Source organism: Microcystis sp. M53598_WE2 (assembly GCF_030067735.1).
Classification (GTDB): domain Bacteria; phylum Cyanobacteriota; class Cyanobacteriia; order Cyanobacteriales; family Microcystaceae; genus Microcystis; species Microcystis aeruginosa.
In genome coordinates, this window is the sequence record NZ_JASJFE010000104.1 from 1 (window position 1) to 12,789 (window position 12,789).

The 12,789-nt window shown below is 44.5% G+C and carries 11 protein-coding genes; 6 read left to right on the forward strand and 5 right to left on the reverse strand.

Annotation, left to right across the window (positions count from 1 at the left end):
• Positions 1-123: 123 nt before the first annotated feature.
• The gene (rimP, locus tag PX636_RS02400) at positions 124-594 is read right to left on the reverse strand and encodes a ribosome maturation factor RimP (RefSeq protein WP_002798551.1); all 471 of its coding nucleotides are present in this window, start codon (positions 592-594) and stop codon (positions 124-126) included.
• A gap of 214 nt (positions 595-808) precedes the next feature.
• Here rimP and ftsH point away from each other — a divergent pair, with 214 nt between their 5' ends.
• Positions 809-2,704 (forward strand): ATP-dependent zinc metalloprotease FtsH, encoded by a 1,896-nt coding sequence (ftsH, locus tag PX636_RS02405; protein WP_288116121.1) that lies wholly within the window; start codon positions 809-811, stop codon positions 2,702-2,704.
• An 85-nt stretch (positions 2,705-2,789) separates the two neighbouring features.
• Here ftsH and PX636_RS02410 read toward each other — a convergent pair whose 3' ends face one another.
• Positions 2,790-3,578, reverse strand: coding sequence for a response regulator transcription factor (locus tag PX636_RS02410; RefSeq protein ID WP_002798553.1), 789 nt, complete (start codon positions 3,576-3,578; stop codon positions 2,790-2,792).
• Between the two features lie 236 nt (positions 3,579-3,814).
• A complete protein-coding gene (locus PX636_RS02415; RefSeq protein ID WP_002798554.1) occupies positions 3,815-4,135 on the reverse strand; it encodes a DUF3155 domain-containing protein in 321 nt (106 codons plus the stop codon).
• 388 nt (positions 4,136-4,523) lie between these two features.
• Between PX636_RS02415 and PX636_RS02420 the strand changes: the two genes are divergently transcribed.
• The 5 genes from PX636_RS02420 to PX636_RS02440 all read left to right on the forward strand — a co-directional run bounded on the left by PX636_RS02420 (position 4,524) and on the right by PX636_RS02440 (position 10,883).
• Entirely contained in the window at positions 4,524-5,780 is a 1,257-nt protein-coding gene (locus tag PX636_RS02420; RefSeq protein ID WP_288116122.1) for a GAF domain-containing sensor histidine kinase, read from the forward strand.
• Between the two features lie 119 nt (positions 5,781-5,899).
• The gene (gene ebsA / locus PX636_RS02425; RefSeq protein WP_288116123.1) at positions 5,900-6,277 is read left to right on the forward strand and encodes a type IV pilus biogenesis protein EbsA; all 378 of its coding nucleotides are present in this window, start codon (positions 5,900-5,902) and stop codon (positions 6,275-6,277) included.
• Positions 6,278-6,311: 34 nt separating this feature from the next.
• Positions 6,312-7,388, forward strand: a complete 1,077-nt coding sequence (locus PX636_RS02430; protein ID WP_002798557.1) for a phosphotransacetylase family protein — start codon at positions 6,312-6,314, stop codon at positions 7,386-7,388.
• Between the two features lie 40 nt (positions 7,389-7,428).
• Complete coding sequence (locus PX636_RS02435; RefSeq protein WP_012264847.1) at positions 7,429-9,243, forward strand: ABC transporter ATP-binding protein; 1,815 nt, start codon at positions 7,429-7,431, stop codon at positions 9,241-9,243.
• Between the two features lie 200 nt (positions 9,244-9,443).
• Positions 9,444-10,883, forward strand: a complete 1,440-nt coding sequence (locus PX636_RS02440; RefSeq protein ID WP_288116124.1) for an aminotransferase class I/II-fold pyridoxal phosphate-dependent enzyme — start codon at positions 9,444-9,446, stop codon at positions 10,881-10,883.
• On the opposite strand, the gene PX636_RS02445 is transcribed toward PX636_RS02440, so the two are convergent.
• Both PX636_RS02445 and PX636_RS02450 read right to left on the reverse strand, forming a co-directional pair.
• Positions 10,875-12,275 (reverse strand): serine/threonine-protein kinase, encoded by a 1,401-nt coding sequence (locus PX636_RS02445; RefSeq protein WP_288116125.1) that lies wholly within the window; start codon positions 12,273-12,275, stop codon positions 10,875-10,877. The genes PX636_RS02440 and PX636_RS02445 overlap by 9 nt on opposite strands.
• A 231-nt stretch (positions 12,276-12,506) precedes the next feature.
• Positions 12,507-12,789: hypothetical protein (locus PX636_RS02450; RefSeq protein WP_288116126.1), on the reverse strand; the 283-nt coding region annotated here is incomplete at its 5' end.

Sequence of the window (12,789 nt, forward strand, 5' to 3'; positions counted from 1 at the left end):
CCCCGTCTATTGCATAACACCAACCGAAGAGCCTTTATTTATCTTCATCTTTATCCCTGATTACTGATTACTGATTACTGATTACTGATTACTGATCACTGATCACTGATTACTGATTACTGATTACTGATTATTGCGCTGCTCATCTAAACGGACGCTGATGACGGTAGTGCGATCGATGCTCAGGGAGCGACCTTTTTGGTTAAGATAAATAGATTGCTCATCTCTACCTTGCAGTTTTCCGCGCCATTCTTTTGGTTTTCCCTGGCTATCCTGGCCGGTAACGATGACGGGAAAACCTTTAAAAGACTGAAATTCGCGCTCACTGCTCAGTTGTCGAGAAATGCCGGGGCTAGATATTTCTAAAACGTAGGCCCCGGGTAAGATTTCTTGACTGTCGAGGGCGGTTTCTAAGGACCGACTCATCTGCTCACAGTCCTCTAAACCGGTATCTCCCGCAAGATTGCGAATATCGACGCGCAGGACGGGAGGCCTTTTATTGGTTTGGAAAACGATATCGACCACTTCTAGCCCCAAGTTTTCAGCGATAGGGGTGGCTAGGTGCAGCAGGTCGGCAATGAGCGGATGGGTCATGATTTAGACAACAAAAAAAGCGGGCGAAACCCACTTCCCTAAACTTTTAGTGATTGGGATAGGCAGTTGTTAGACCACCTAGCTAAATACAATATAGCAAAAAACCGTCATCACTATTTGCCCCCGGGGTCGTGCCTGGGGGCAAACAGAACAGTGGTCACGATCGAGTCGATCTGTCACAATGAATACAGGGTAACTAGATATAGAGTCAATTATGGATCAAAAATCTCCACTCACCGTAGTTAGAGCCAAGTCAGCTAAGAATCGTGGTCGTCGGCCAGTATGGAAAGGGATTGTCACCACTTGGATGATTCTGCAAACCTTTGGCCATGTCACTCCTGCTTGGAGTCAAAAAAACCAAAATACCCTCACCTACGGTGAATTGTTAGAGAAGATCGACCAAGGAAAGGTAAAAAAGGTCGAAATCAATCCTTCTTTGCAGCAGGCAGCAGTTACCCTCGTCGGTCAAACGGACAAGGAGCCCCCGAAGGAAGTCAATTTATTTGACCAAAATCCCGAATTAATCAAGAAACTCGATGCTAAAAAAATTGAGTACGGCATTCTCCCCAGCACTGACAATTCAGCCCTGATCAATGTTCTCACTAACCTGTTAGTGATTATTATCGTCTTGGGATTATTGGTGTTTATTATCCGTCGTTCTGCCAATGCTTCCGGTCAAGCGATGAACTTCGGTAAATCAAGGGCGCGGTTTCAGATGGAGGCGAAAACCGACACACAATTTAATGATGTCGCGGGTGTGGATGAGGCCAAGGAAGATTTACAGGAAGTGGTGACATTCCTCAAACAACCGGAAAAATTTACGGCTATTGGTGCGAAAATCCCCAAGGGAGTCCTGTTAATCGGGCCCCCGGGGACGGGAAAAACTTTACTGGCTAAAGCGATCGCGGGAGAGGCGGGAGTACCTTTTTTCAGCATCTCCGGGTCGGAATTTGTGGAGATGTTTGTCGGGGTTGGTGCGTCGCGAGTGCGAGATCTGTTCCGAAAAGCCCAGGAAAATGCCCCTTGTTTGGTTTTTATCGATGAAATTGATGCCGTTGGTCGTCAAAGAGGGATCGGTTATGGGGGAGGTAATGATGAACGGGAACAAACCCTGAACCAATTATTGACGGAAATGGACGGTTTTGAGGGAAATACTGGCATTATCGTCATTGCCGCCACCAACAGGCCTGATGTTTTGGATTCGGCCTTGCTGCGTCCGGGTCGTTTTGACCGACAGGTGGTGGTGGATTATCCAGATTCTAAGGGACGTTTGGCCATTTTGGAGGTCCATTCTCGCGATAAAAAGGTGGCTGCTGATGTGGCTCTGGAGGCGATCGCCCGGCGCACCCCCGGTTTTACTGGGGCAGATTTGGCGAATATGCTCAACGAAGCGGCGATTTTTACCGCTAGACGGCGCAAAGAGGCGATTACTATGGAGGAGGTCAACGATGCGATCGATCGGATTGTGGCCGGTATGGAAGGGCGAGCTTTAGTGGATAGTAAAGCCAAGCGTTTGATCGCCTATCATGAAGTCGGCCATGCGATTGTCGGTACTCTCTGTCCCGGTCACGATCAAGTGGAAAAAGTCACCCTGATTCCCCGGGGGCAAGCGCAGGGGTTAACTTGGTTCACTCCTGATGAAGAACAGGGTTTAACCAGTCGTTCCCAGTTATTAGCCCGAATTGCGGGATTATTAGGGGGACGGGTGGCGGAGGAATGTGTCTTCGGTGAGGATGAAGTGACTACCGGGGCCGGTAATGATATTGAAAAAATCACCTATCTGGCCCGACAGATGGTAACGCGTCTGGGAATGTCGGAATTGGGATTGATTGCCCTAGAGGAGGATGGTAATTCCTATCTCGGTGGTGCTGCTGCTGGTTATCATGCCGACCATTCTTTCGCGATGATGGCGAAAATTGATTCACAAGTGCGGGAACTTGTCAAGCAATGCCACGATTTAGCAACAAAACTTATCCTTGACAATCGTGTGGCGATTGATCGCTTGGTGGATATACTGATTGAACAGGAAACCATTGACGGCGACGAATTCCGGCGTTTATTGACGGAATTTCAGCAACAAGCGGCTCGGTCAATGGTGACTACGGTTTAATTTGCCCTTCGTCTCCTCGCTTCGATTCAGGGGTTAGGAGACGATTTCAGCAGACAATCTGCTAATCAGTCGGACAAAGCCAGAATTAACGACTAACATTGTGAGCGGGAATTTTATTAATGGAATGGCCGTTATGATTGCCTTTGGTGGAGGCAATAATATTAGCTTCTAAAGCTGAAGTCATCTCGGCCAACATTTCTAGATTGAAACGATAGCCGACGTTGCGGACGGTTTGAATTAAATTAGGTTGCCTGGGATCGGTTTCGATTTTTTTCCGCAGAGAGAGAACATGAGTATCAATTGTCCGGGGATTATCGATTTCCTCGGGCCAAGCGCGACGCAGTAAATCGGCTCTTGATAGGGGTGTTCCCTCCGCTTGGGCTAAAACGTAGAGTAGGCTAAATTCTTGGGGGGTTAATTCGATATACTCCCCGCGAAATTGTACCCGTCTTTGGGCTAAATCTATTTTTAATTGCCCATAATCCAAGTGTAGGGGAGCAGCCCTACTGCCTAAACGACGGGTTAACACTTCTACCCTAGCCATAAATTCTTGCATTCCAAAGGGCTTTTTCAGGTAGTCGTCGGCCCCAGCTTTTAAACCATTGACCACATCTTTTTCGCCATTGCGGGCCGAGAGAATCAGTATTAAAGACTGTTTTTGTTGATAAAGCCAACGGCAGAGTTCGATTCCATCCCCATCTGGCAAGTCGGAATCGATAATTGCTAAGGTTGGTTGACGATGAAGGAAAGTTTGACGCGCACTTTGCAGGGTTGCCGATTGATTAACCAAATAACCGGCCTGTTGCAGATGCCAAGCTAATAGCGATCGCAAGTGCGGGTTGCCCTCAACAATAGAAATATGGATCGATACCACTTGAGTTTCTGCCCCATTACTGCACAGATTGACACATTGTCAGGGTATCAGAATTAATGTCAAGATGTTGTAACAATCGTAACATTCGTTAGCTGTCAGCTTTTTTCTCCCTGCTCCCATCTCCCCCCGCAACGCGCACGAAGTGGTCTCCCCATCTCCTCTTATGCTCAAAAAAAACTCGTTTACTTTTGCGTAAACGAGTTTACTTTCCATGATATGATTAATAGTCCTGGGAATTATTTGGCAACTGCTACCGGTGCTTTGACGGGCTGGGGCTGGGGCTGCAGGTCGCGCAAACTTGGGAAAAGGAAGTGGTTTTCCTCCACATATTGCGCTCCAAACAGTCCTTTTTCAGCCCAGAAATAGCGATCGGTTGTATGCTCGTTACGCTTAACAATCAATAAAGCTGGTGGGCTAATGCCTATAGCTTGAATATACTTACGCGCCGCAGTTACGGGTTTATCTTCGCCACTTTCAATACTATACTGGGGTATAAGTTCAAGTATCTTACGTCCTTCTTGACGACGGCGACTTTTACGTTTCCGTTTTCTGGCCAACCCAATTACCTCCTGTTTTGGCTAATCGTTGTAATGATAGTTACAAAAGCCGTAGCAATTATATCTGTTCTAGACCAAGAAATCAAGTGTCTCTCACAAACCCAATTACAGACAAGTTTGACTAGAAGCTAGACTGAGACTAGGTTTAAGTTTTTGTTACAAAAACACACCCACAAATATCGATACAAAACTTATTATTCTTAAACTTTTTTTAATATATACCGTGATCCACCCCGAAAATAGTGACCAAACCCTTGTCCTAATTGCTTTTTGCCGGTTGCCCTCGACTCAAGAGGAGGGTCATTCTCCCCTATGTAAACTGGGAAACAAAACTCGCAACCCTAGCTGTATCTAGGTTTTCTGATTTTTTACTTTTTACTTTCTTGGTATGCCCTTCTCCTCCCCCTCCCGGACTCCCCTGAGTGATGATTTTATTGCCCTCTGTCAGACACAGATGGAACTTTTGCGAGAGCAAATGGAAACGGACAGAAGTGCGGTTTATTTAACTGAACCTTTATCGAGTGATTTAATTCCAGTCGTTGTTTATCCACCTTTTAATCCCCCTTCTCCCCAAAAAAAGCGGCTTTCCTTACAACCGGGGCAACCAGCGGCAGACTTGTTAACTGCGGTTAAGTTAGAAGATTTATCCCACCTCTGGAGTAATCAGGAGACCGTCAGCGGTCATCGCTTGTTTTTACCCTTAATGTACGAAGAGGGCATGATCGGATTATTGGTGACAACCAGAGAAAAACGACCTTGGCAAAGTTGGGAATTAACCCGGATGGAAAAAATCACCCAAACCCTCGCTTTGGCCTGTGTACTCGATCGCCAATTAGGAGAAGAACGTTATTATCGACAATGGCAACGTCAGCGCCTCGATACCTTTCTCCATCAAATCCGCAATCCCCTCACCGCTTTAAAAACCTTTGGTAAACTTCTGCTCAAAAGGCTTTTAGCCGAAGAAGGTAACGATCCCGCCATTACTGGTATTCTGAGGGAAAGCGATCGAGTTCGGGACTTAATCGCCGAATTTGAGGCACAAATTCAGCAAGAAAGCGAAAATTACCCCACCGTCGATATTCCTCTCCTGCAAGCGCAATCTTCCCCCACCGCCTTTCTCTTGCCTGCTGGCAGCGGCCAACTAGCTCCGATCGATCTCCATGATATTCTCGATCCGCTGCTCCTTTCGGCCCAGGCCGTAGCCAAAGAGAGAAATCTCAGTCTAGAAACGATTCACGGGGAAGACATACCACTTATTTGCGCCAATATCCCCGGTTTGCGGGAAGTATTCAGCAATTTAATTGATAATGCCCTCAAATATACTCCTGCTGGCGGAAAAGTCACCGTCGAGGTGCAGAATGTTAAGAATAGTGTAGAAATTGTTTTTAAAGACACGGGTTATGGTATAGCGAGGAGCGATCAAGAAAGAATTTTTCAACGTCACTACCGGGGAGTGCAAGCAGGGGGAGATATACCCGGTACAGGATTGGGTTTAGCGATCGCTAAAGAATTAATTACCAGCATGGGGGGGACGATTGAATTTATCAGTCCCAATCCCGAGCAAACAAGTTCCCTCTACCCCGGCACGGTTTTTCGGGTTCATATACCAGTTATAGCCGATGATAACCTCAGTATAGAGGGATGATCTGGTCGTCAATTCTGCCTATTTTCTCGATCGGGAGATTCCGGGGGCGATCAGTTAAAATATATCGAAAATATCAGTATTACTGGTAACTTGGCCGTGAAGCAAAGAATTAACTAATTATGCCGACGATCGAACAATTAGAACCCGCTAATAAGGCTGATGTGTTAGTATATATGCCCTACTATGCCAAGGACAAACATAGTATCCTGCCCTATGCGATCGCTTTGTATCAAGCAGGATCTTTAGAAGGTCGTCGTCCCATAGAAAACAGTCAAGGGATTCCCTTTGTAGCGTCTTGGTATGTATCAAAATTGCCCTCGGAATTGACCCGTTGTCGTTTACAATTTGAAGGACAGGCCGACCTAAGCTATGAGATGACGATTATTAACGCCGAGTTGATCGAATATCTCATCGATGCGATTAAAACCTTTAAGCAGCTAGGTTCGGCCGACTTTTCGCAGGGATTTTATCGGAAACTGCTGCGATTTGAAGAATAAAAGTCGGGATTTTACGGGTTAAAAGGAGCAAATCGTGGCGAAATCAGCCAAATCTATACTCATCTCTTCCCTGGAACCCCTCAGTGGTAAATCGGGAACTATCGTCGGTTTAGCGCATCTCTTGCGGCAAAAAGGCCTAGAGATAAGTTACGGCAAACCAGTGGGCAATTGTCCGGGCTACGTCGATGGGCAATTGGTCGATGAGGATGTAGAATTTATCCAGCAATTACTAGAATTATCCCCCGAGCAGCTGCGTTTACCCCTGATCTATACGGATATGGATTCCGTTGCTAAACGTCTGCAAGGTGCAGATAAACAGGACTACGGCAATATTCTTGCTGGCTATCTCGATCGGGTTAACAGTGATATTGCCCTCCTCGAAGGGCCGGGGACTCTCTGGGAAGGGAGTATTTTTCAGTTATCGATGGGGGAGATGGCCAAAATTCTCCAGACTCCGATCCTATTGGTGGCCCGCTATAGTTCTCCCCTGATTGCCGATAGTCTGCTGAAAGCGCAACAGGAATTAAATAATCAGCTGCTGGGGGTAGTAATTAGTGATATCCCCGCCGATGATTGGGATGAAGTACAATCTCTCCTTAAACCCTATCTCGCTGGCCAAGGTGTGGAAGTTTTAGGACTGTTACCCGCTAGTAAACTGATGCGCAGTATTAGTGTTCGGGAAATTGTCCATCTTTTAGAGGCCAAAGTATTATGTCGGCCCGATCGTTTGGATTGGATGGTAGAAAGTTTAGCGATCGGGGCAATGAATGTCAACGCCGCTTTAGAATATTTTCGCAAGGGGGAAAATATGGCTGTGATTACGGGTGGCGATCGCACAGACCTACAGTTAGCTGCCCTAGAAACTTCTACCACCTGTTTGATCTTAACTGGTTCCATCTCTCCAGATCCCCTGATTCTGGGCCGGGCCGAGGATTTAGAAGTACCGATTCTCTCGGTAAATTTAGATACTCTCACCACCGTGGAAATCGTCGATCGGGCCTTCGGGAAGATTCGCTTACAGGAACAGGTAAAAGTCGCTTGTATTCGAGAATTAATGGAGGAACATTTCCAGATCGATCGCCTGTTAGAAAAGTTAACAACAGGGGGGTAATTTCTCCCTGGCTGCCGAGAATTTCACTGGAAACCCCTTCATGAGTCTATCATCCTCCCCTGTGTCCCCTCCGGTCAAAGAAAATGACTGGAGCTTATTATTAACATTACTTCCCTACGCAAAAAAGCAAAAAGCCCTGCTATTTTGCTCATTAATACTTCTTTTTCCCCTATCTCTCACGGGGGCGATCCAACCCTTAATTATCGGTCAAGCGGTCTCCCTTTTGCAAAAGGAACAAACTTGGGATTTTTTGGCTCAAATGCCCTTAACAGCAGCCATTAATACCCTAATTATTATCCTGTCAGCTTCGATTATTTTACGACTGATTTTAGGGACAATGCAAGGTTATCTAGTGCAGAAAGTCGGTCAGTCAATTACTGCTAATGTCCGGGAAGATTTATTTACCCATGTCACCTCCCTTTCCTCCAGTTTTTTTGATCGCTCTCCCGTGGGACGTTTAGTCACTCGTTTAACCAGCGATGTGGAAGCATTAGGAGAAGTTTTTGCTAGTGGGGCGATCGGAGTTGTCAGTGATTTGGTCAATATTTTAGTTATTATCATCACCATGTTTACCCTGCAATGGCAATTAGCTCTATTGTTGGTGTTGATGTTATTTCCCGTCACTGCTTTAATTATCTTTTTTCAAAAACAATACCGCATCGCTAACTATCAAGTACGCGAGGAATTATCAAAACTTAATGCCCAATTACAGGAAAATATAGTCGGAGTTAATATTGTTCAATTATTTCGCCGCGAACGCTTTAATGCTGAAATGTTTCGCGCTATCAATACTCACTATCGTCAATCCCTAGATAAAACAATTTTTTATGATTCTGCTGTCTCGGCCACTTTGGAATGGATCGGATTAATTGCCGTGGGAGGAGTATTATGGTTAGGCGGGATTTTTATTCTCCAGAAAACCATTGATTTTGGGGTTTTATCAGCTTTTATTTTATTCTCCCAACGTCTCTTTAATCCCCTGCGTCAGTTTGCCGAAAAATTTACTATGTTTCAATCGGGTTTTACTGCTATAGAACGAATTGGTGAATTAATTAGTATTCCCATTGAAATCACCGATTCTAACAATTATAAAGAGATTTACTTCCCAGAAAAACGTCAAACTGGCGAGATTATTTTTGAAAATGTTTGGTTTGGTTATAAACCCGATGAATATATTATCAAAGGTCTCAATTTTACCATTCATCCAGGGGAAAAAGTCGCTTTAGTTGGTCCCACCGGTGCGGGAAAAAGTTCGATTATTCGTCTTCTCTGTCGTCTTTACGAACCAAGTAAGGGCAGAATTCTAGTGGATGGTATCGATATCCGTTATCTTCCCCAAGCGGAATTAAGACGTTATATCGGTGTCATTCTCCAAGAAACTTTTCTCTTTGCCGGAGATGTTACTCGCAATATTACTTTAGGGGAAAATTATGATTTTGAGCAAGTGAAGGCAGCAGCTAAATTAACTAATATCGATCACTTTATCGAGGAGTTACCCGATGGTTATCATACCCTTTTACGGGAACGAGGCGCAAATTTATCGGGAGGACAAAAACAATTACTCGCTTTTGCGAGAGTCGCTATTCGTAACCCCGAAATTTTAGTTTTAGATGAAGCTACCGCTAGTTTAGACGTGGGGACAGAAGTATTAATTCAAGAAGCTTTAGAACAGATTTTAGTCAATCGTACTGCTATTATTATCGCCCATCGTCTCTCCACTATTCGCGATGTCGATCGAATTCTTGTCCTTAAACGCGGGGAATTAGTCGAATCGGGAACCCATGAAGATTTATTAACCGAAGACGGCCTCTACGCTAGTTTATATAAACTGCAAATGTTAGGCACAGATAGTTAACAGTTATCAGTGATCAGTTATCAGTTATCATTTATCAGATTAAAGTGATAACTGATAAGTTTTAAGTTTTAAATGATATTATTCGCCGATCAATCTTCACTAATTACTGTTTACTGATTACTGTTTACTGTTTACTGTTTACTGTTTACTGTTTACTGTTTACTGATCACTGACAAATCCCCCACTTCCCACTTCTCACAATGCCTTCGCCAGAATCTGCTCCGCTATTATCACAACTGCAAAAAAAAGTCAATAGTTTAGATGTACCATTTTATGCACCAGGGCATAAGCAGGGGGAAGGAATCGGGGAAGATTTAAGTAATTTACTGGGAAAAAGCGTCTTTAAAGCCGATTTACCCGAATTACCCGACCTTGATAATTTGTTTGCCCCGACGGGGGTGATTAAAGAAGCGCAAATTTTAGCAGCCGAGACATTTGGGGCAGATAAAAGCTGGTTTTTAGTCAATGGCTCCAGTTGTGGCATTATTGCGGCGATTTTAGCCACTTGCGGCGAGGGAGATAAAATTATTTTGGCGAGAAATATTCATAAATCGGCAATTTCGGGCTTAATTCTCTCTGGGGCGCAGCCTATCTTTATCAATCCCGAATATAATCCCACTATCGATCTAAATTTAAATATAACCCCCCAATCCCTCGAAAATGCCCTGAAACTCCATCCCGACGCTAAAGCGGTGATGGTAGTCTCTCCCACCTATCAAGGGGTTTGCTGTGACTTAAAAACTATCGCCCAGATTACCGATCATTATTCTATCCCGCTGCTCGTCGATGAGGCTCACGGGGCGCATTTTGCCTTTCATCCCGATTTACCTCCGGCTGCCCTGTCTCTCGGCGCTGATATGGCTATTCAGTCCACCCATAAGGTTTTAGGGGCCTTAACTCAAGCATCAATGTTACACTTAAAAAGCGATCGCATTAGTTCCGAAAAAGTCGATCGAGCCTTACAATTAGTTCAAACCACTAGCCCTAGTTATTTGCTTCTCGCTTCCCTTGATAGTGCTAGAAAGCAAATGGCGACGCAAGGACTAGATTTACTGACCAAAACCCTCGATTTAGCCGCTTCGGCCCGAAAAGAACTCGATAAAATCCCTAATATCTCTGTTTTAGACTTTCCCCATTCTATCCCGGGTTGTCACTGGTTCGATCGCACTCGTTTAACGGTAATCGTCAAAGATTTTGGCTTAACTGGTTACGAAATAGACGATATTTTGCGAGAAAAATACGCCGTCACCGCAGAATTACCGACTTTAAGCCAACTTACTTTTATTATCTCCATCGGCAATCATCGCGAACACATTAATCGCCTAATTACTGCTTTTCAATGCCTTAAATCCCCTTCCTCTACCAGTTTACCCCCCACTCCTCCCCCAGTCACGGGAAATTTGGCTATTTCTCCTAGAAAGGCTTTTTTTGCCCCTACAGAGATAGTATCCCAGAAAAATGCCCTCGATCGTCTTAGTGCTGATGTTATCTGTCCCTATCCCCCCGGTATTCCCGTTTTGATGCCGGGAGAGTTAATTTCTCAGGAAATCCTCGACTATCTGCAAACTATTTTAGACCTCGGTGGCACGATTACTGGCGGTAGTGATGATAATTTTCAAACTTTCAGGGTTTTAAAATAATCGCAAAATTATCTGATATATTAACCGGAAAAAGGCGGTAATAGCAATGGCTCCGATGGCTGCCATCACGGCAATGATAGCAATTTCAGGAAAACTTAGGGTTCCTTGCAGTTGCGGAATTAACAGGAAGGCGAGAGTAATTGCTGCTAGAATCGGTAAATCTCTCCCTTCAATCACTTTTTTAAATAATGCCAAAACTAAGCCACCTAAGATCATAAAAGCGATGACAATTCCTAGCGAGGGGAGTAAACTATTTAAGGCAATTACTAATAATGTCCCCTCAAATCCTGTAAAGGCAGCATTAGCGAAGGTTTCCCCAAGAGAAAAGCGGGAAGTTTTTCTAATCACTGGAGAAGCTGGAGGGGATGGAGGAATTGGGGAAGCTGGAGGAGATGGGGAAGATGGAGGAATTTGAGAAGCTGGAGGAGATGGGGGAGGTGTATTTAAAGCGGTTAAAACTTCTCCACAGGATTGAAATCTATCCAGGGGATTTGCTAGTAACATTTTATTGAATACTCTTGCTAAATCTGCACTGATGTTGGGGGCATAATTTTGCCAATTCCAGACCTGTTTTTGGGGATCGTATAGATCATCAGGATCGCGATTAGTTAAGAGTATAACACAGGTAGCTGCTAGGGCATATAAATCTGTGGCTGCCGATACCTGATTGCCTAATTGTTGTTCGGGAGGAGCAAATCCAGCTGAGTAAATTGTTGTGGATTTCTCTTGTGTATTACTAGGGTTATTGGTAGCCTGTTTTACTGCCCCAAAATCGAGTAAATAGAGGCGGCCATTTTGGGAGCGCATGATGTTAGATGGTTTTATATCCCGGTGAATGGAACCATTTTCATGAATAAATTTGAGGATAAGAAGTAATTCTTTGAGAATGTTTTTGACTTCACTTTCTTGAAAGGGTTTTTGTTGCTGTTGGAGAATTTCTTCTAAGTTTTTACCGTCGATATATTCCTGGGCCAGATAGAAAAATTGCTCTTCTTTTCCCGTTAATTGATTCTTGACTGTTAAAGGGAAAAAAGCATAGAGATCGGGGATTTGGGGATGTTCTCGTCCTAAATCTTCTAAAACGTGCGCTTCTTGAAAAAATAAGTTTTTCGCTTTTTCTAAAGCTTGCGGACTTAAATTACCCGAAGGTTGAAATTGTTTGAGTACACATTTAGCTTTTTTGGGACTATAACGATCTACTGCTAAAAATGCCGCCCCAAATCCTCCTTGTCCCAATAGACGTTCTGGCAAATAACGTCCCCCTAAAATTAATGGCATCCCGCAAGTAGTACAATATTTCTGCTCGATCGAGGTTAAGCGATTGCTATCGTCTAGGTCTGGGCATTGATTACGCGGTTTCGGACAGTGGGGACGCGTGCAAATAACTTCCATAGTCACTGTTTCCCGTGGTACTGCTCTTAGTTTAGCTACTACCGGCAATTCGGGTTAAAATTTTTATTCTTAAGAAAGAGTTAAAAAGAGCGTTCGTAGGCCGACACGGATTGCCATTATACTACAAGGTTAGCAGAAATTTTGGAGTTTGTCAAGTCTTTGGCTGAAAAAAATTCAGCCGGATAAGGGCGGTTATCTTCATGGTGGAGTGGGAAGTCTCGGCGCTTTTCTTTAGTTGAATGAGCGTGCCAGACGATTAACCCCGGTGTGTAATAACTGTTCCAAGCTTTGGCGATCGCTGATGGCTTGAAGATTGATCACAAAACAGGTTAAACCCAGTCCAAAGAGGATAAAAGTGGGGGCCATAACCACACCAATCATTAACCAGGTGGCGACGTGGAGAAACATAGTGAGAGCGAACAACAAAGCTAGGGAAGCAATGGGGAAGACTTGACGGGTAGGACGACCAAAATAGAGAAAAAGAACGGTTAAAACGGTGGTTACTAAGTTAGCG